General features: G+C 30.5%; 18 protein-coding genes and 1 other annotated feature. Of the genes, 17 read left to right on the top strand and 1 reads right to left on the bottom strand.

Features of this window, described 5'->3' with window-relative positions:
• The first annotated feature begins 6 nt into the window (after window positions 1–6).
• Genes J2S15_RS02650 through J2S15_RS02640 form a run of 3 tightly spaced genes read left to right on the top strand, consistent with a single transcriptional unit; the run spans window position 7 to window position 3,218 of the window.
• Window positions 7–2,151, top strand: a complete 2,145-nt coding sequence (locus J2S15_RS02650) for a DUF2142 domain-containing protein (protein ID WP_307405208.1) — start codon at window positions 7–9, stop codon at window positions 2,149–2,151.
• Between the two features lie 15 nt (window positions 2,152–2,166).
• Window positions 2,167–2,865, top strand: coding sequence for a glycosyltransferase family 2 protein (locus tag J2S15_RS02645; protein ID WP_307405206.1), 699 nt, complete (start codon window positions 2,167–2,169; stop codon window positions 2,863–2,865).
• Complete coding sequence (locus J2S15_RS02640) at window positions 2,865–3,218, top strand: DUF2304 domain-containing protein (RefSeq protein ID WP_307405204.1); 354 nt, start codon at window positions 2,865–2,867, stop codon at window positions 3,216–3,218. The genes J2S15_RS02645 and J2S15_RS02640 overlap by 1 nt, the downstream gene beginning before the upstream one ends.
• A 137-nt stretch (window positions 3,219–3,355) precedes the next feature.
• Here the strand turns inward: J2S15_RS02640 and J2S15_RS02635 are convergent, their stop codons facing one another.
• Complete coding sequence (locus tag J2S15_RS02635; protein ID WP_307405202.1) at window positions 3,356–4,402, bottom strand: acyltransferase; 1,047 nt, start codon at window positions 4,400–4,402, stop codon at window positions 3,356–3,358.
• Between the two features lie 127 nt (window positions 4,403–4,529).
• Between J2S15_RS02635 and J2S15_RS02630 the strand changes: the two genes are divergently transcribed.
• From J2S15_RS02630 to J2S15_RS02565, 14 genes are all read left to right on the top strand, one after another.
• Entirely contained in the window at window positions 4,530–5,690 is a 1,161-nt protein-coding gene (locus J2S15_RS02630; RefSeq protein WP_307405200.1) for a MerR family transcriptional regulator, read from the top strand.
• Between the two features lie 62 nt (window positions 5,691–5,752).
• Window positions 5,753–6,631 (top strand): glucose-1-phosphate thymidylyltransferase RfbA, encoded by an 879-nt coding sequence (gene rfbA, locus J2S15_RS02625; protein WP_307405198.1) that lies wholly within the window; start codon window positions 5,753–5,755, stop codon window positions 6,629–6,631.
• Between the two features lie 11 nt (window positions 6,632–6,642).
• Window positions 6,643–7,218: a dTDP-4-dehydrorhamnose 3,5-epimerase gene (rfbC, locus tag J2S15_RS02620; protein WP_307405196.1), complete on the top strand. Its 576-nt coding sequence runs from the start codon at window positions 6,643–6,645 to the stop codon at window positions 7,216–7,218.
• A gap of 2 nt (window positions 7,219–7,220) precedes the next feature.
• The gene (gene rfbB, locus J2S15_RS02615) at window positions 7,221–8,249 is read left to right on the top strand and encodes a dTDP-glucose 4,6-dehydratase (protein ID WP_307405194.1); all 1,029 of its coding nucleotides are present in this window, start codon (window positions 7,221–7,223) and stop codon (window positions 8,247–8,249) included.
• A gap of 80 nt (window positions 8,250–8,329) precedes the next feature.
• Window positions 8,330–9,112: a glycosyltransferase family 2 protein gene (locus tag J2S15_RS02610; RefSeq protein WP_307405192.1), complete on the top strand. Its 783-nt coding sequence runs from the start codon at window positions 8,330–8,332 to the stop codon at window positions 9,110–9,112.
• A 10-nt stretch (window positions 9,113–9,122) separates the two neighbouring features.
• Window positions 9,123–9,968: a dTDP-4-dehydrorhamnose reductase gene (gene rfbD, locus J2S15_RS02605; RefSeq protein WP_307405190.1), complete on the top strand. Its 846-nt coding sequence runs from the start codon at window positions 9,123–9,125 to the stop codon at window positions 9,966–9,968.
• Window positions 9,969–9,970: 2 nt separating this feature from the next.
• Window positions 9,971–10,687, top strand: coding sequence for an IspD/TarI family cytidylyltransferase (locus J2S15_RS02600; protein WP_307405188.1), 717 nt, complete (start codon window positions 9,971–9,973; stop codon window positions 10,685–10,687).
• Between the two features lie 2 nt (window positions 10,688–10,689).
• Entirely contained in the window at window positions 10,690–11,757 is a 1,068-nt protein-coding gene (locus J2S15_RS02595; protein WP_307405186.1) for an NAD-dependent epimerase/dehydratase family protein, read from the top strand.
• Between the two features lie 16 nt (window positions 11,758–11,773).
• Window positions 11,774–12,640: a LicD family protein gene (locus tag J2S15_RS02590; protein ID WP_307405184.1), complete on the top strand. Its 867-nt coding sequence runs from the start codon at window positions 11,774–11,776 to the stop codon at window positions 12,638–12,640.
• Window positions 12,641–12,724: 84 nt separating this feature from the next.
• Window positions 12,725–13,162 carry a GtrA family protein gene (locus J2S15_RS02585; protein ID WP_307405183.1) on the top strand — a complete coding sequence of 146 codons (438 nt, stop codon included), beginning with the start codon at window positions 12,725–12,727 and terminating at the stop codon, window positions 13,160–13,162.
• Window positions 13,163–13,205: 43 nt separating this feature from the next.
• Window positions 13,206–13,410 (top strand) — a binding site (T-box leader).
• Window positions 13,411–13,448: 38 nt separating this feature from the next.
• The gene (gene thrS, locus J2S15_RS02580) at window positions 13,449–15,188 is read left to right on the top strand and encodes a threonine--tRNA ligase (protein ID WP_307405182.1); all 1,740 of its coding nucleotides are present in this window, start codon (window positions 13,449–13,451) and stop codon (window positions 15,186–15,188) included.
• 181 nt (window positions 15,189–15,369) lie between these two features.
• On the top strand, window positions 15,370–16,383 hold the full coding sequence (locus J2S15_RS02575) for a glycosyltransferase family 2 protein (RefSeq protein ID WP_307405181.1): 1,014 nt from the start codon (window positions 15,370–15,372) through the stop codon (window positions 16,381–16,383).
• 1 nt (window position 16,384) lies between these two features.
• Complete coding sequence (locus J2S15_RS02570) at window positions 16,385–17,653, top strand: lipopolysaccharide biosynthesis protein (RefSeq protein WP_307405180.1); 1,269 nt, start codon at window positions 16,385–16,387, stop codon at window positions 17,651–17,653.
• A 142-nt stretch (window positions 17,654–17,795) separates the two neighbouring features.
• Window positions 17,796–19,550 carry a dockerin type I domain-containing protein gene (locus J2S15_RS02565; RefSeq protein ID WP_307405179.1) on the top strand — a complete coding sequence of 585 codons (1,755 nt, stop codon included), beginning with the start codon at window positions 17,796–17,798 and terminating at the stop codon, window positions 19,548–19,550.
• The last annotated feature ends 10 nt before the right edge of the window (window positions 19,551–19,560 follow it).

Here is a 19,560-nt window from a genome sequence, read left to right as displayed (position 1 = left end):
GGAAGTATGAAATCAAACAAAAAGAAAAATTATATAAATAAAATTGTTTGTGCTGTTTTTTGTATATTAACAGTAGCTCTTGTTGTACTTTCACAAAAAAGTAGTACCTATCCAACTGCTAGTTGGTTTAATGGTAATTTTGAAGAACCTGATAAAAGTGAAGTTAATGAATTCTATACTTTAAAAAATAATAAGAAGTTTAAACAACAGATTACTTTCTCTACCTTAGATGTAGATACTTTAGAGTTCAAAATTGATAAGGGCAATGCACAAGCAGGTATATTAACTGTAGAATTCTATAATGGAAAAAATCTATTTACAAGTTATGAACTAAATCTGGATGACTACAATGATGTAGTTAGTATTGCAATGCCAGATCAAGCAACTTATGTAGATACAAGTTATACAATGAAACTTTCCTATCAGGGGGAAGGAACATTGGATATCTTTACCAGAGAAAGAGTAGATGATACGACTGGGAAAACGGTGAATGATTTAATTATGCGTTCTACTGGTACTGATCGTAGTCTACATAATAATTTATTAATCCTATTGTTTTTTGGAGTAGTAATATTAGGTATTGTTGTATTGTATGTAAATACAATTAGAAATAAAAAGATTTATAACAGTGTACAAGAAAAGATAAATCAATATTTAAAAAGATGGAAATTACTATATATTGTTGAGGTGATATTAGCCTTCTTGGTAATTTTATCTTTATTAAATGTTATTGTTGGTCTATTGTATATTAAACATATTAGTATCATAAGTATTAGTTTATTTATTATATGTTTTATGTTATTTGCTTGGTATTTTATGAATTTACTAGTAATGAATAAAGGAAACTTAGCAAAACTATTTGTAGTAATTGCAATACCTCTTGTAATTGCATATACATTTGCACTTGTTCCTAATTCAGCGCCAGATGAAATTCAACATTTCCTAAAAACATATTTAGTATCTGGATTTGATTATTCTAAGCAAAATGTAACCTATGTTCCAAAAGCATACGATAGTTCAATCTATTATAACTATCATACACTTCAAAGTTATTTAACTACAGCTACTGATTACAGTAGTGTAGTAAGTTCGGATGCAACAGCAACTTATTCAGTTGTAAACTATATTATTCCTAGTATCAGTTTTACTATTTCTAGATTGCTTAATTTACCATTAATGATTGGATATATTGGTGCAAGATTATTAAATGCTTCTATTTACATTGCAGGTGGATATTACGTATTAAAGAAAGCACCTTTAGGAAAGATGGTATTCTTTGTATACTTACTATTCCCGATGTGTATTCAACAGGCAGCTTCGCTGTCTCCTGATTGTTTATTAAATACCGTTAGTTTGGTATCAATTGTATTTTTATTACAATTGAAAAGTAGTGATCAGCCAATTACTACAAGGGATATAATAATTGCATGTATTTTATTTGCGATTTTAGGATTGACAAAATATGTATACTTACCAATTTTTGGATTAGTATTCTTATTGTTTGATAAAATAAAAAAATTAACATGGAAGCAATGGCTCTTATTGATTGGACTAATATTTGTTGCTTTAGTAATCATTGGATATTTCACGTTTATTGAAAAAGCACCTGGAGTAGGCTCAACCTTTGCAACCTACTATGAAGAAGTTGGTGTTGACTCTACAGCACAATGGCGTTGGATATTTAGTTCACCAATGAAATTTTTAGAAACATTGGGAAACACATTGAACACTCAAGGAACTTATTTCTTATTTTCAATGATTGCATCACCATTGTCTTGGCTAACACTACCAATCAATGATTTCATCATCTTTGTATTCATTGGTTTACTTTTAGTTTCAATGTTTGTAAAAGAGGAAAAATTTAAATTAAAGAAATTAGAAAAAGCTTGGATATTTATCTTATTCATTGCAATGTTTATTCTAGTAATTCTTGGAATGTACGTAAGCTGGACATCAGTTGGAGCTGATTTAGTTCTAGGAGTTCAAGGAAGGTACTTTATTCCAATCTTCATATTACTTTTATTACTGTTTGTTGGTAAAAGAAAAATTTTAATTGAGAATTATGTTAAGAATTATGTTATTATTCTTTTAGTTCTACATTCAATAATACTGATTAACATATTTGAATTTATGAAGTATGTAAATATATAGAAAAGGAGAGTCACTATGGATTATAAAGTTTTAGTCATTATACCTGCGTATAATGAAGAAGAGAATATACTTAAAACCTATAAAACTTTATTGGATTATCCTTATGATGTTATTGTAATTAATGATGGGTCTTTGGATAGTACCCAACAAATTTGTGAAGAAAACAATATTCCTCATATTAACTTAATCCATAATCTTGGAATTGGGGGAGCTGTTCAAACAGGATATAAGTATGCGGTTATTAATGACTATGATATTGCTATACAATTTGATGGTGATGGTCAACATGATGCTGCTTACATTCAATCAATTATACAACCAATAATAGATGATACAGCTGATTTTGTTATAGGATCTAGATTTGTTGGTGAAAAAAGTTCTTTTCAGTCAAGTGCTTCTCGTAGAGCTGGAATAAAAGTAATATCAGCTTGGATGAGATTATTTACGAAACAAAAAATCTATGACACGACTTCAGGGTTTAGAGCTAGTAATAAAAAGGTGTTTCACGAATTCGCTAACATTTATCCAATTGAATATCCCGAACCTATTACTACTACCGAAGTACTAAAGAAGCAGTATCGAGTAAGTGAGGTAGCAGTGGATATGAAGGAACGGATGGGTGGAAAATCATCTATTCATACATGGAAAAATGCATACTATATGATTAATGTATTAATTTCAATCTTTGTAGTTGCTACAAGGAGGTACAAATAATGGAAAATAATTTAAGGTTAGCAATCTTTTTGGTTGCTTTAGTATTACTTCTATTTGTTATGTATTTATTGAGAAAAGGAAGATTACCAATTAAATTTGCATTGTTGTGGTTTACAGCAATACTTCTATTATTAATTGTAGCTATACTTCCTGATATGTTACTTTGGTTGATGAATCTCGTTGGTTTTGTTACATTATCAAATTTGATTATAGGAATTCTATTTGTAATACTAATATTTATTACTATTTCATTAACAGTCATTATATCTGGACAAAGGGAAAAAATTAGAATTCTAATTCAGGAAGTGTCTATTTTAAAAGAAGAAGTAGATAATTTAGAAAATAGAAAATAAAATTTTGCGATTGAAAAAGATGGATTATCATCAAGGCTCATACTTTGAGTATAAGTCATAAAAAAGAAGAATTAGTATTCCTATTTATTGTAGGAAATCTAATTCTTTTTTAGACGACAAATTTTCATCAAACGGTTTTACTCGATAAGAATTTTATCGAATTTCTTAAGAAGAGTATCAATTTTTAAAAAATTAAAAATATGCATTCTAATAAATTCTATCAGATGGCATACAAAATAAATAATTACAACACTACATATATAATAAAGTATGCTATTTACTGTACTCATGGTTCCAATAGAGCCGAATTTATTTTCAATAAATTGAGCACGGAAAAGTATATTTTCTTGGATTATATAAATTCCAAAAGTTATAGCAGCAGATGTGGAGAAAAATTTAGTGAGTGTAGGATTTTTTATATTAATCCTTAGGAATAAAAGCATTAAGCAAATTGCAGCTAACAACATGAAAACAGATGTATATATACCACTATTAAGAATTATTGGAAGTTTTATACCATTCATATCAGAATATGTCTTTACAAGTTTTATAATATATTCAATAAATAGGCTTGAGAATAAAATAGGTATAAGAAATTTCTTTTTGAATTGAACATTACATAGCTTGATATAAGCACCAATAATATAACAAATAACTAGCCATAATACAGAGTAACCATTATTTAGAGTGAATAAATTTGGTGTATATGAAAAGTATGGCAATACAGCGAATATAATAATTAATAGAATTATAAATGTTTTCAAATTTTTATTATTTCTATTTTCAATCATATAGTGATTAAGAAAAGGAGATAAAAAATATAAGCCTACATAAGCAATAAAATACCAGTATTGATTAGATAGGATAGGGAAAAAATAATAGAATGTATTTATTTTATCGTTGAATATAATTCCAAACAATAATAGATAGAATAATACTATCACCCATAATTTAAGAATTTTTGATATTTTAAATTTTGAATTTACCATTAGATATCCACTTGCTAAAGCATAGCAATTCACACAAATATAAAAAATGGTATTCAATCCAGTAAATAGATAATATTTATTGGATTGAAAGGGTGGTAATGCTTGCAATACTCCACCAATGTTTAAGATGTGAACTCCAACAATCATAAACATACTAAAAATCTTTAGTATGTCAATTCCACTAATTCTTTTCATATAATTCTCTCCTCGTATCTCAAATATTGTATCAAATTAATTATTATTTTGATACATAATTAGATTGGAAAAATAATATGTTTGTATTATTGAATATGAGAAAATAATAAGGTAGAATAAAAATAATATGAAAACATACTTAACTGGAGAGTTTGCGGATAAAGCAAATGTAACAATAAGAACACTAAGATATTATGACAAGATTGGTTTATTAAAACCAAAGAAAGATCCTGAAAATGGGTATCGTCATTATTCAGATAAAGACTTTGTAACATTACAGAGAATTTTAGCAATGAAGCAAATTGGATTTTCATTAGAAGATATTCAATTGTTGATTATAGGTAAGGGAGAAGAAGATCTTGAAAAATCATTATTACTTCAAAAAGACTTAATAAATAAAAAGATTGATTATTTTTCTAATCTTAAAATTTCAATTGATACGGTTTTAAAAACCAATAAAAGTGGAACTCTAGATTGGAGTAAATTTATTACACTTCTTAATCATACTCATGATGATATGGTAGTGGAACAATATATAAATTCAAATAATCTAGTAATCCGAATGAATCTGCATGATAAATATTCAGTAAATAAAACTGGCTGGTTTCCTTGGCTATATAGTAATTTAAACTTAAAAAAAGCAAATCAGGTATTAGAGGTTGGTTGTGGGGATGGTAGTCTTTGGAAAAATGAAAAGAAGAATTTACGTCATCACGAAATCTTTCTAAGTGATATTTCAGAAGGGATGTTGGATAGTGCAAGAAATAATCTAGGTAATGATTTTAGTTATATGAAGTTTTCTGGAGAAAGTATCCCTTTTAAATCTAATTATTTTGATGTAGTGATTGCAAATCATGTACTGTTTTATATGAATGATTTACCACTAGCAATCAGTGAAATTTCTAGAGCACTTAAGCCAGATGGCTATTTCTATTGTAGTACCTATGGAGAAGGGCATATGAAAGAAGTAAGAGAACTTGCTGAGGAGTTTGACTCTCGCATCGTATTATCGAAAGAACCTTTATACGATGCCTTTGGGCTTCATAATGGTATGAGTAAATTAAAATGTAAGTTTAAAGATGTTCATTTGCATATCTATGAAGATCATTTAGAAGTTACTGATGCTGAGGACTTGATTGATTACATATTAAGTTGTCATGGAAATCAGAGAGAACGATTAAGTAAAAGAATAACTGAATTTAAAACATTTCTTCAAAATAAGATTGACGAGAATGGATATATTCATATCACAAAAGAATGTGGTATGTTTGAATGCAAAAATAAATAGAATATAACTTGACCATGACGTAGCGTCATGGTTTATGGTATAGTTATGTTGGAGGTAACATTATGAAAGGTATTGTTCTAGCAGGTGGTAGTGGTACGAGGTTATATCCGTTAACAAAGGTAACAAGTAAGCAATTGTTGCCAATTTATGATAAACCAATGATTTATTATCCACTATCGATTTTAATGAGTGCAGGGATTAAGGAGATTTTGATTATCTCAACTCCAGATGATACACCTAGATTTGAAGAATTATTAGGTGATGGTCATCAATTTGGAATTGAATTAAGTTATAAGGTGCAACCTTCTCCAGATGGATTAGCGCAAGCATTTATTATTGGTGAAGAATTTATTGGTGATGATAGTTGTGCAATGATCTTAGGAGATAATATTTTCCATGGACATGGTTTATCTAAACGATTGGTTTCAGCTGCTAATAATAAAGTAGGAGCTACTGTATTCGGTTATTATGTAGAAGACCCAGAGCGTTTTGGCGTAGTAGAGTTTGATGAAAACAGAAGAGCGATTTCTCTAGAAGAGAAACCAGAACAACCAAAATCAAATTATGCTGTTACTGGATTGTATTTTTATGACAATAAAGTCGTTGAGTATGCTAAGAATTTAAAGCCAAGTGCACGTGGTGAATTAGAAATCACGGATTTGAATCGTATTTATCTGGAAAATGATGAACTAAATGTTACATTATTAGGTGATGGCTTCACATGGTTAGATACAGGAACTCACGAATCTTTAGCAGATGCTACAGACTTCGTTCATACTATTGAAACACATCAAAACAGAAAGATTGCATGCTTGGAAGAAATAGCATACGACCAAGGATGGATTACCCTTGATCAGTTAAAAGAAACATATGAAATATATAAGAAAAACCAATATGGAGAATATTTAAAGAAATTAATTGATCGTAAGTATATCGTATAGAAGGAGCAATAATGAAAGTAATTGATACAGAGATTAAAGATGTAAAGATCATTGAACCTGATTGTTTTGGTGATCACAGAGGTTGGTTTATGGAAACATACTCAACTGATAAATTTAAAGAAATGGGAATTGTAAATGATTTCGTTCAAGATAATCATTCAATGTCACAAAAGAAAGGTACGTTACGTGGATTACACTTTCAAAACAATCCTTGTGCACAAGCGAAATTAGTTCGCTGTACAAAAGGAAAAGTAATCGATGTAGCTGTAGATATTCGTAAAGGAAGTCCTACTTATAAGAAGTGGGTAAGTGTAGAGTTAAGTGATGAAAATAAACGTATGTTTTATATTCCACGTGGATTTGCTCATGGTTTCTTATGTTTAAGTGACGATGTCGAATTCCAATATAAAGTTGATAACTTATATTCTAAAGAATGTGATCGTGGAATTCGCTACGATGATCCATCTATCAATGTGGATTGGGGTAGTTTATTGAATGGAATTGAACCAATTTTAAGTGAAAAAGATATGAATGGGCCAACACTTGATGAAAGTGATGCGAATTTCGTATACGAAGGAGATAAATAGTAATGAAAATTTTAGTAACAGGTGGTGCTGGTTTCATTGGTGGAAATTTTGTACACTACATGGTAGAAACATACCCAGAAGATGAAATCGTTTGTTTAGATTTACTTACTTATGCAGGAAATCTAGAAACATTAAAATCAGTAGAAGATAAAAGTAATTATAAATTTGTACATGGTGATATTGCAGATCGTAAATTTATTTTTGATTTATTTAAAAATGAGAAATTCGATGTTGTTGTAAACTTTGCTGCTGAATCTCATGTAGATCGCAGTATTGAAGACCCTGAAAGTTTTGTGCGTACAAATGTAATGGGGACAACAACACTATTGGATGCATCAAAAGAGTATGGAGTAAAAAGATTTCATCAAGTATCTACAGATGAAGTTTATGGAGATTTACCATTAGATCGCCCAGACTTATTCTTTACAGAAGAAACACCGTTACATACATCTAGTCCATATAGTTCTTCAAAAGCAGCTGCTGACTTGTTTGTAATGTCTTATGAAAGAACATTTGGGTTACCAGTGACAATTAGTCGTTGTTCAAACAACTATGGGCCTTACCATTTTCCAGAAAAATTAATTCCATTAATGATTTCAAGAGCATTGGCGGATGAAGATTTACCAGTATATGGAAAAGGTGAAAATGTACGTGACTGGCTACATGTTTACGATCACTGTGTAGCAATTGATTTAATTGTACGTAAAGGGAAACCTGGTGAAGTATATAATGTAGGTGGACATAACGAAAGAACAAATTTAGAAGTTGTTCAAACGATTCTAAAAGCACTAGATAAACCAGAAAGTTTAATTAAATATGTAACTGATCGTCCTGGACATGATATGCGTTATGCAATTGATCCAGAGAAATTAGAAACAGAATTAGGATGGAAACCTAAATATAACTTTGATACAGGAATTCAACAAACAATTCAATGGTATTTAGACAATAAAGAATGGTGGCAAAACATTCTTAGTGGAGAGTACCAAGAATACTTTGAAAAAATGTACAAAGAAAAGGGAAGAGCTTAAAAGAATCTATTTGAATAGATTCTTTTCTTTAGTAAATATGTTACTATATACTAGTATAAAAAATGAGAGGTAGTTTGTATATGAAACATACATTTGTAGTGTTGGCATATAAAGAATCTAAATATCTGGAAATGTGCATTCAATCCGTAATGAATCAGACACATTCCAGTGAAGTAATGATTGCAACATCAACGCCAAATGCATTTATTGATAAAATGGCAACTAAATACAATTTAAGTGTAGTAATAAATGAAGGAAAAAAAGGAATTGGTTATGATTTTGATTTTGCTTTACATGCTGCTGAAGGTTTAGTTACAATTGCCCATCAAGATGATGTATATGAAAAAACATATGCTCAAAAAATGGTGGAGGCATATAATAAAAATCAAAATGCTATTATTCTATTTAGTGATTATTATGAAATCCGAGATAATCAAAAAGTAGAAACAAATACCAATCTTAAGATTAAACGAATCCTATTGTTTCCTTTGCGCTTGCAAAGTTGGGCTGGTTCTCGTTTTATCAAACGTTCTGCACTTCGCTTAGGAAATGCAATCTGCTGTCCCGCAGTTACGTTTAATACAAAGCAGATAACTTCAGAAAAGGTGTTTGCAAGTGATTTTCAATGTAATATAGATTGGAATGGATGGGAAAATCTCTCAAATCAAAAAGGTAAATTCATTTTTATTTCAGAAAAGTTAATGGGTCATCGTATCCATGTTGAATCAACAACTACAGAAATTATAAATGATAATATAAGAACAAAAGAGGATTATATAATGTTAAAACGATTCTGGCCATCATTTATTGCCAGAGCAATTAATAAGTTCTATAAGAATGCTGAAAAAAGCAATCAGGAGTAGCGAGGTAACTATGAAAGTTTTAGTAACAGGATACAAAGGACAATTGGGTTATGATATTGTCAATGAATGTAAAAAAAGAGGTATTGATGCAGTTGGAGTAGATGTTGAAGAAATGGATATCACAGATGCAGCAATTGTAAAAAAGGTTATTAATGAAGGTGATTATGATGCTGTAATTCACTGTGCAGCATGGACTGCAGTAGATAAAGCAGAAGATGAAGTTGCATTATGTACAAAAGTTAATGTAGATGGAACAAGAAATATTGCAGTCATCTGTGAACAACTTGATATCCCAATGATGTACTTCAGTACGGATTATGTCTTTAATGGTGAAGGTGAAACGCCATGGAATGAATATGATAAAAGAGAGCCATTAAGTGTATATGGTGATACCAAATGTGAAGGTGAGAAAATAGTTGAAAAACTAGCAAAACATTTTATCATTCGTATTTCTTGGGTATTTGGATACAATGGTAATAACTTTGTAAAAACAATGAGAAAACTAGCAAGTGATCGAGATGAACTAAATGTTGTTAATGATCAGTTTGGATCACCAACCTATACATATGATCTTGCAAAACTATCAGTTGATATGATTGATACAGATAAATATGGAACTTATCATGCAACAAATGAAGGTGTTTGTACTTGGTATGAATTTGCGCAAGAAATCTTTCGCTTATCAAATATTGATATAAAAGTGAATCCAGTAACAAGTGATGCTTTTCCAGCAAAAGCTCATCGCCCAAAGAATAGTCGAATGAACAAAAACGAATTAGATAAGAATGGATTTTCTCGCTTACCAGATTGGAAGGATGCATTGCGTCGATATATTGAAATAATTGAGGAGAACTAATTATGAACGTAGCACTAATTATTGCAGGTGGAAGTGGGTCTAGAATGGCCCAAGATATTCCTAAACAGTTTATTAATGTATATGATAAACCAGTTTTAATTTATACTTTAGAAGGTTTCCAAAAGCATCCAGAAATTGATGCCATTGAAGTTGTATGTATTGATGGATGGCATGATATTTTGTGGGCTTATGCAAAACAATTTAATATTACAAAATTGAAATGGGTAATTTCTGGTGGTAGTACAGGACAAGAATCAATAAGAAATGGTGTGGAGAATTTAAAAGATGTTTGTACGCAAGAGGATATTGTAATTGTACATGATGGAATTCGTCCACTTGTTGATGCAAGTGTTCTTTCAGATGTAATTATTAAATCAAAACAATATGGAAATGCAGTAACATCAATGCCATATAATGAACAAATATTTGTAGTTGATGATGAACTATCAACTACACAATATATTCCTCGTGAAACGTTGAGAAGAGTTTCAACACCACAAGCCTATAAATATGGAAAATTAAGCTGGGCATACAAAGAAGCGTTTGAGAAGGAAATTGGTATTTATGGATCTTCTTATACAAATACAATGATGGTTGATTTAGGAGAACGTTTATATTTTGCAGCTGGTTCTGATAAAAATATTAAATTAACAACCCAAGATGATTTAGAATTATTTAAAAGTATGCTTAAATCTAGCAAAGATGATTGGATGAAATAAAGATGAATAAGCGATATGAAAAAGAATTAGATTTATTTTCAAATGACAAAATATTTAACAAACTGAATCAAGAATCAGTATTTTTCATAAGTGGTTCTACTGGTATGATAGGTTCTTACCTAGTTGATTTGTTAATGTATTTAAATAATGCAAAAGGTTATAAAATACAAATCTATGCTATGGGAAGATCTAAAGAATCCGCATCGAAAAGATTTAAGACTCATTTTGATAATGTTAATTTTCATTTTGTTGAAGGTGATGTTACAAAAACTATTGTTTCAGATGTAAAAGCTGATTATGTTGTTCATGCAGCAAGTAATTCAGATCCCAAGCTGTATGCTACACAACCAGTTGAAACATTAAATGGAAATTTCTTGGGGATGCTACATTTATTAAATTATGCAAAGGAAGTTAATGCAAAAAGAGTAATTTATATTTCTTCAGGAGAAATGTATGGAATACCATTTGATATTGATGATTTTGACGGATTTGTAGAAACAGATAGTGGTTATGTCGATTACAGTAAATCACGCGCCTGCTATCCTTCAGGAAAAAGAGCAGCAGAGGTGCTATGTCAAAGCTACTTAGACGAGTATAATATTGATTCTGTAATTCTAAGACCCTGCCATATTTATGGTCCAACTATGACAAATTCGGATACAAGAGCAATATCTTCGTTTATCAGAGATGGTGTTTTTCAACGTGATATTGTTTTAAAAAGTAAAGGAGATCAAATTAGATCTCATTGTTATGTAGGAGATATGGCCATGGCAATTGTTTATGCAATTATAAATGGTCAAACAGGTGAAGCTTATAATGTTGCTGGAGATAGCTCCATTGCTGCAATAAAAGATTTAGCTTCAATAATATGTAATTATGCAAATACAGAAATAACTTTTGATATTCCTTCAGAGACTGAACAAAAAGGTTTTTCTAAAGTTCCTGCAGCAATATTAAAAAATAACAAGTTAAAAAGTATTGGTTGGCAGAGTCATTATAGTCTTAATTCTGGTATTGAACAGACAATTAATATATTGCGTGAAAATATAGATACTAACAATCAAACTTAAATATGGAGAATAAAAGATGGCAGATTATAAATATGAAGATAATACTCTAAAAAAGTTACAAGAAATAGAATTATCAATTTTAAATGATTTTTCAAAAATATGCGATGAAAACAATCTTGACTATTTTTTAGTTGGAGGTTCAGCAATTGGTGTTTTACGTCATAAAGGATTTATACCTTGGGATGATGATATCGATGTAGGGATGAGCCGTAAGGATTACGATAAATTTCTAGCAATTGCGAAAGATCAGTATAGTGATCGATATACGATTGTAAATAATCAAGAGAGAGCTGACTTTCCTTTAATGAATACTCGTTGGGGATTAAATGGTACACAATTTGTACCAGAAGATTTCAAAAATGTAAAAGGTGATTTTGGTATATTTCTAGACATCTTTTGTTTTGATAATATTCCTGATGATGATAAAGAAATGAGAAAGCAAGGAACATGGGCTTGGTTCTGGGGGAAACTATTAGTAGTAAGTGGAGTGCCAAAACCAGTATTATATGTTTATGGTATTAAAGCAAAGATTGTATTATTCGTTTATTTCTTTGCTCATCGTATTTTTAAAATCTTACATTTGAAACCTCGTTTATTTTATAACAAGGCTAGCAAACATATGTTGAAATATAAAGATGTTGAGACAAAAAGAATGGCTTATATGTTTGATCCTTCACGATTTACTAGTATTGTAAATAAAGCAGATATTTACCCTACTCAAAAAAGAAAGTTTGAAAATATCGAAGTTAGGGTACCACATAAAGTGGAAGAATATCTAGCTACAAGATATGGTGATTACATGCAACTTCCTCCAGAAGATAAGCGACATAATCATCCACCATATATTTTAGACTTTGGAGAGTTTGGAGATAATGACTTATAAGGTCTATGATACATTAGATAATTGAGTTAATTATAAGTTTATTGTGTATATAGGTTTAAGTGAAGAAAGAGAGCAGTGATGTTTATGTATCAGAAAAATAAAGAAATCATTAATTATATTATATTTGGTGTATTAACAACGGCAGTAAACTGGGTCATTTATACCATTACTACAAATATAATTGGAATAGATATTAATATTGCTAATATAATTGCTTGGTTTGGAGCTGTATTATTTGCTTATGTCACAAATAAATTATTTGTGTTTGAGTCAAAGAAATGGGATGTAACACTTGTAATGAAAGAACTTAGCCTATTTTTTGGATCACGTGTTTTATCAGGAATTGTTGAAATTGGTGGATTCTCACTATTAGTATTTATTGGAATGGATCAGACAATGTTTGGAATTAAAGGATTTGTCGCAAAAGCATTTATTAGTGTGTTTGTGATTGTATTAAATTATGTATTTAGTAAACTACTAGTATTTAAAAAAGACAAAGCAGATGATTCTCTTTCACAATAATTGACAACCTTTGAAAAAAGGTGTATAAACTAAAGTGTAAAAGTAAAAAGCAATGAAAAGGATATGAATTCTTAAACTTGATGTAGAGAGAGAAGTGGTTGGTGAAAACTTCTTGAAGAGATTATGGATTTACTCCCTTGGAGCTGCCCCTGAAAAGGTGTGCCGGAAAACAGACGTTAACTGTAATGAGGTATATGAAATTCATATACAAAAAAAGGTGGTACCACGTAAGTCTCAACGTCCTTTGGCGATGAGACTTTTATTATGTACGAAAGGAAAAAATATTATGGTTGATTTTTTAAATGATGAATATCTAAGTAAATTAAATCACTCATGTGCTCATGTTATGGCACAGGCAGTTCAACACTTATATCCAAATGCTAAATTTTGGGTAGGTCCAGTTGTAAGTGAAGGATTTTACTATGACATGGATTTAGGTGATGATGTAATTAAAGACGAAGATATTCCAAGAATTGAAAAGGAAATGAAAAAGATTTGTAAGGATGGTAAACGTATCACTCGTGAAGAAATTTCAAAAGCTGATGCATTAGAGATGTTTAAAGACGATCCTTACAAGATTGATTTGATTAATGACTTAGAGGATGGAACTATCACAATCTATCGTCAGGGAGACTTTGTGGACTTGTGTAGAGGTCCTCATGTGGATACAGTAAAAGAATGTCGTAACTTTAAGTTAATGAAACATTCTGGTGCTTATTGGAAAGGGGATAAAAACAACAAAGTTCTGCAAAGAATCTATGGTGTTTGTTTCCCTACAAAAGAAGAATTAGATGATTATTTAGCACTTTTAGAAGAAGCTAAGAAACGTGATCATAAGAAACTAGGTAGAGAGTTAGAACTATTCATGATGAGTGAATACGCTCCTGGTATGCCTTTCTTCTTACCAAAAGGAATGATTGTTCGTAACTTATTAGAAAGTTACTGGTATGAAGAACATGAAAGAGAAAACTATGAGTTTATTAAAACTCCAATTATGATGAGCAAAGATCTTTGGGAACTTAGTGGACACTGGGCAAACTACAAAGACAATATGTATATTTCAATGGTTGATGATCGTGAGTTTGCAATTAAACCAATGAACTGTCCAGGAGGAATGTTAGTTTATAAGAATGGATTACATTCTTATAAAGATTTACCAATCCGTAGTGGGGAATTAGGTCAGGTACATCGTCATGAAGCAAGTGGAGCCTTAAATGGTTTATTTAGAGTTCGTACATTTACACAAGATGATGCTCATATCTTTATGCGAGAAGATCAAATTGAAAGTGAAATTATTGAACTATTAAAACTAATTGATCGTATTTACTCAACTTTTAACTTGGATTATAGAATTGAGCTAAGTACAAGACCAGAAGATAAATACATTGGAACTATTGAATCTTGGGATAAATCAGAAGCTGCATTGGAAAATGCAATCAAGAAATCAGGAAAAGAATATAAGATCAATCCTGGTGATGGAGCATTCTATGGACCAAAACTTGATTTCCATATCCGTGATTCATTAGGTAGAAGCTGGCAGTGTGGAACTATTCAGTTAGATGCAAACTTACCAGAACGTTTTGATTTAACTTATGTTGATTCAGATGGTAGCAAGAAACGCCCAGTCATGCTTCACAGAGCAATCTTTGGATCAATTGAACGTTTTATCGGAATCTTAATTGAACACTATGCAGGTGCATTCCCAACTTGGTTAGCACCAGTACAAGTAAGTGTATTACCAGTTAAGAATGAATATCACCAAGAATATGCACAAGAAGTATACAAACTACTTCAAGACAACAATGTTCGTGTAGAGATTGATGATCGTGAAGAAAAGTTAGGTTACAGAATCCGAGAAAATCAAATGAAGAAATTACCATTCATGTTGATTTTAGGAGACAGTGAACGTGATGAAAAAACAATCAGTTTTAGAAGATACGGGGAACAAAAGACTACTACTTTAAGTCAGGAAGAATTTGTTGAACTTATCAAAAACGAAAACGATACAAAAGAAGAGCATAAATAAGAAGATGAAGAGCATAAATCATTAACTAATGTGGTTTGTGCTTTTTATATGGAAATTAAAATAAAGTTAAAGCAGCTCTTGTTGATTGTAGTCTTTTTTCGTATAATGATATACAGTAATTAAATTGTTTTACACATTAAGTGAATCTACATTGCGTGTAAATTTAATTTGGAGGTTTAGAATGGGTAATCAAAAAATTTCATTAATTATGCCTGTGTATAATTCAGAAAAATATTTAGAAGAAAGTTTACAATCAGTTTTTCAACAATCCTATAAGAATTTTAACCTTATTATTATGGATGATGGATCTACTGATGGTTCAAATACAATCTTAAGGGATTGGGAAAAAAAATATCCTGATGTTATTAAAGTTTATACTCAAGAAAACCAAGGCCAATCTGCTGCGAGAAATAATGCTTTGAATTATGCAGATGGAGAGTTTATTAGTTTTGTCGATTCTGATGATATCTTAGAGTCAACAATGTTGGAAGAATTAATGAATGAAGTAGATGATACAACAGATATAGTTGCCTGTGCTTATGAAAAATTTATTAGTGAGACGAATGAAATAACATTGACTCGTCTTCCACTTGCATGGTGGGTAGAATTTGATGCTACTCATAAACATCTGTTTCACTATACGCCTTGTGCCAAACTGTTTCGTACCGATTTTCTAAAACGTTTTGATATTAAATTTAGTGTTGGAGAACAACTAGAAGATGGTCCTTATTGTTGCATGAGTGATATTTTAGCAAGAAGTGTGAAAGTAATTGATTTCGTAGGGTACCATTATCGAATACATAGTTCATCAACAATGGGGAATGTCAGAAAAAAGGGTGGACAAAAACCTAAAGTTCCTTACAATGGAGTGCGTCAAGCAGTTGCAACAGTTCGTAACCATAATACTGATGAAATAAAAGATAAAATATTAGAGTATTGTATTATAAAAATTTTAGCTGGATTAACAACAAATATGTATAAGAATTGTGATAAGGAAACCAGAAAAGAAATATGCGAATTTTGTTACTCTTTTATAAAAGATAATTTTCCAAATGTGAAAAAAAATCCATATGTAGGTTTCTTCAAACTAAAACAATTACCACTTACACATCGTGTTGCAACAAAACTATTTGTGTTAAGTTATCGAATGCATTTATTGTATCCATTTTCATTGATTGTTTCAAAGGTACTATAATATGGAAAATAATAAGAAATTAAGTTTATCGCGCAATCTATTATGGAACTCAATAGGCTCATTTGTTTATTTAGCCTGCCAATGGGCTATTTCATCTTTTTTAGTTTTAAGGATAACAAATGATGAATCAATTGCAGGAATATTGACACTTGCAATTACAATAACAAATATATTTTATAATGTTTCTTGTTTCAATGTAAGACCATATCTAATCTCTGATATGAAAAGTAAATATAAAGATGATGAATATATTTCTTTTCGCGCATTCACTTGTATATTAGGTTACGTCTTATGTTTTGTATATATTATGTTCTTTGCTTATTCATTTAATGAAGTCTTGTGTATTATGTTGTATATGTTATATAAGATAGGTGAGGCGATTGTTGATATTATGCATGCATTTGAACAACGTGAGTCGAGAATGGATATTGGAGGTAGATCGCTTTTATTAAGAGGAATTGTTTCTTTGCTTAGTTTTTACTTTGCTTTGAAATTTACAGGAAATATTAGTTTAAGTGTATTAATAATGGCAATATTTAGTTTTATATGTATTTTAATATACGATGTTCCAAATGTGAAAAATTTTGTTCATATTAAGTTCTCATCCTCTTTGGCTTCAATGAAATTAATGTTTATTGAGTTTTTACCACTGACAATAGCATCATTTCTATCAACATTCTCTGCGTCATTTCCACGACAAATGTTAGATTTATTAGAAGGGAATGCAGTACTTGCAGTGTATGGCTATGTTGCAGCACCAACTGTAATTGTTCAAGTTGCAGCATCTTATATATTTAATCCATTCTTAACGATTTTTGCTGATTATTTAAATAAAAATGACATTGCTGGATTTAAAAAGATGGTAAATAAGATTATATTAGTACTTATTGGAATTTCCGTTATTTGTATCATTGGTGGACAACTTCTAGGTACATTTGGATTACGAATCTTATATGGAGAACGTATTGCTAATTATAGCTATCTATTAGTTCCAATTATTTTGTATACTTCATTAACTGCTTTTGTCTGGTTTTTGTGGAACCTTTTAATTATATTGAGATGTTTAAAGCAATTATTAATAATTAATATAATTGGTTTAGTAGTTGTATTGTGTGGTTCTTATTTTGTTATTCAACAATACTCAATGGATGGTGTAACCTATGTATTACTTATATATGTTGCGATTGTATTAGCTATGATGTTACTACTTTTGAGAAATAAGCTTCGCCAATTTGAAGAAAATAATAAAATGGAAAATATAGATAATTAATGAGTTTAGAGATTATTCATTTTAGTGACTACTATCACTAAAATGAATATTTTTTTTGAGATATAAACAAGAGAATGTTAATTGGGGTTAACAAGAGAAGTCGTTTTTGTTATAATAAAATGGGATATAAGGAGTTTAGTTTATGAAGAAAAAAGGTTTATTAATATTTACATCTTTATTTATATTAATTAGTATCTTTGCATCTGATAAGTTTTTAGCGAATGATGGCGCAGGTGAAGATACATCAGCAGATGAAGCACAAAATTTTGAAGTTGGTGAAGAGTTGGATGAAGATCATATGTTCACAACGATGGATGCAGAAGGAAATATCATTGAATATGATATGAGTGAACTTGAAGAAGAAACTGCAGCAGAAAATTCAGCTCAAATGAGGTCCAGAACAATAGCTACTTATGCAGATGTTAGTGTTGGGGTAGTTAACTTTAAGACAAAATCAAGTTCATCACTTAATACAACATATACTGAAGATGGTACAAACAGATCAGGATATGTAAATGGTTATTATGCAGCAGATGCAGCTTTCTTGGGTTACAACAGTGATCGTTCAAAAGTTAAGTTTATGCAAGCTGGAGTGATTGGTTGGGTAAATGCATCTGAGGTACAGGTGTTAGATTATACAAATACTAATCAAGTTAAGTCAGTAAACTTCTATAGAAGTGAAGGTGGAACGATTATTCATTATGGAACGAATAATATTTCATCAAGTTCTTATTGGTTACAAACCAATGTTGGTCCACGCCAATCTTACATGCAAGATAATGTTGTTTATTATAGTTATGATGGACATTATTTCTATACTACATATTCAAAAATGATTAGTGATTATAAGGCAGGAACTAGAGCAAATTCAATAAACCCAAACAATCCTTATTATAATTATTATCAATATTTAAGTCATAGAACAAAGACAAATTTTACAGCAGCAAACTTTAATAGTTTCTTGCTTACAAAAACAAACAGTTCATCTAAGATGAACAACTTAGGTAGTTCATTTATTCAATATCAAAATTCATATGGTGTAAATGCATCGTTGACATTTGGCATTGCAGCAAATGAAAGTGCATGGGGACAAAGTTCAATAGCTAAAAATAAGAATAACTTATTTGGACATGCTGCTTATGATTCAGATCCTAGTGGTAGTGCAAATGGGTATTCAAGTGCAGCATACAGTATCTATTATCATACAAAGGTATTTATATCCGAAGGTTATCTAGATACAAAAGATTATTCTGGAAGATACTATGGTTCTCATTTAGGAGATAAGGCCAGTGGTATTAATGTGAAGTATGCATCGGATCCATATTGGGGTGAAAAGGCTGCTGCAATTAGTTGGCAGATGAGTAAAACTTATGGGGCAGGTGATGCTGGTAAGTATACAATTGCAATTAAATCAAAAGGTACGAATCTGAATGTGCGAAAAGAAGCTAGTTCAAGTTCAACTGCTTTATATCAGACTGGAACATCAGGAGATTATCCATTTATTATTCTAGGTACAGTTACTGGGGAATCAATTAATGGCAATAATGTATGGTATAAAATACAATCAGATACTACATTAAATGCAAATAGAACAGCATTAACTCAAGATAAGGGTGATTATGATTACAATAATTATTATGGTTATATTCATTCGAGTTATGTAACAATTGTAAATACTGGTAGTGGTGGAAGTACTGGTACAGTAAAGGGTGATGTGAATGGTGATGGAAAAGTCACTTCGGCAGATTACCTGTTTGTTAAAGCCTATATTATGGGTACAAAGTCACTAACAAGTGATCAACAGAAAGCAGCTGACGTAAATGGTGATGGAAAAGTCACATCAGCTGATTATTTAAAGATTAAAGCCTATATCATGGGTACAATCAGTGGATTTTAGTGGGAGATAA

Origin of the sequence: Breznakia pachnodae (assembly GCF_030814225.1) — a bacterium.
Classification (GTDB): Bacteria; Bacillota_I; Bacilli_A; order Erysipelotrichales; family Erysipelotrichaceae; genus Breznakia; species Breznakia pachnodae.
Note: the sequence above shows the minus strand (reverse complement) of the source record. Positions and strands in the feature narration are given on the sequence as shown.

Excerpts from the sequence above, each read along its gene's own strand:
- J2S15_RS02595 (WP_307405186.1), top strand. The coding sequence starts at position 10,690 with ATGAATAAGCGATATGAAAAAGAATTAGATTTATTTTCAAATGACAAA.
- rfbA (WP_307405198.1), top strand. The coding sequence starts at position 5,753 with ATGAAAGGTATTGTTCTAGCAGGTGGTAGTGGTACGAGGTTATATCCG.
- rfbB (WP_307405194.1), top strand. The coding sequence starts at position 7,221 with ATGAAAATTTTAGTAACAGGTGGTGCTGGTTTCATTGGTGGAAATTTT.
- J2S15_RS02630 (WP_307405200.1), top strand. The coding sequence starts at position 4,530 with ATGAAAACATACTTAACTGGAGAGTTTGCGGATAAAGCAAATGTAACA.
- J2S15_RS02575 (WP_307405181.1), top strand. The coding sequence starts at position 15,370 with ATGGGTAATCAAAAAATTTCATTAATTATGCCTGTGTATAATTCAGAA.
- J2S15_RS02585 (WP_307405183.1), top strand. The coding sequence starts at position 12,725 with ATGTATCAGAAAAATAAAGAAATCATTAATTATATTATATTTGGTGTA.
- rfbD (WP_307405190.1), top strand. The coding sequence starts at position 9,123 with ATGAAAGTTTTAGTAACAGGATACAAAGGACAATTGGGTTATGATATT.
- J2S15_RS02610 (WP_307405192.1), top strand. The coding sequence starts at position 8,330 with ATGAAACATACATTTGTAGTGTTGGCATATAAAGAATCTAAATATCTG.
- J2S15_RS02565 (WP_307405179.1), top strand. The coding sequence starts at position 17,796 with ATGAAGAAAAAAGGTTTATTAATATTTACATCTTTATTTATATTAATT.
- J2S15_RS02650 (WP_307405208.1), top strand. The coding sequence starts at position 7 with ATGAAATCAAACAAAAAGAAAAATTATATAAATAAAATTGTTTGTGCT.
- J2S15_RS02640 (WP_307405204.1), top strand. The coding sequence starts at position 2,865 with ATGGAAAATAATTTAAGGTTAGCAATCTTTTTGGTTGCTTTAGTATTA.
- rfbC (WP_307405196.1), top strand. The coding sequence starts at position 6,643 with ATGAAAGTAATTGATACAGAGATTAAAGATGTAAAGATCATTGAACCT.
- J2S15_RS02570 (WP_307405180.1), top strand. The coding sequence starts at position 16,385 with ATGGAAAATAATAAGAAATTAAGTTTATCGCGCAATCTATTATGGAAC.
- J2S15_RS02600 (WP_307405188.1), top strand. The coding sequence starts at position 9,971 with ATGAACGTAGCACTAATTATTGCAGGTGGAAGTGGGTCTAGAATGGCC.
- thrS (WP_307405182.1), top strand. The coding sequence starts at position 13,449 with ATGGTTGATTTTTTAAATGATGAATATCTAAGTAAATTAAATCACTCA.
- J2S15_RS02645 (WP_307405206.1), top strand. The coding sequence starts at position 2,167 with ATGGATTATAAAGTTTTAGTCATTATACCTGCGTATAATGAAGAAGAG.
- J2S15_RS02635 (WP_307405202.1), bottom strand. The coding sequence starts at position 4,402 with ATGAAAAGAATTAGTGGAATTGACATACTAAAGATTTTTAGTATGTTT.
- J2S15_RS02590 (WP_307405184.1), top strand. The coding sequence starts at position 11,774 with ATGGCAGATTATAAATATGAAGATAATACTCTAAAAAAGTTACAAGAA.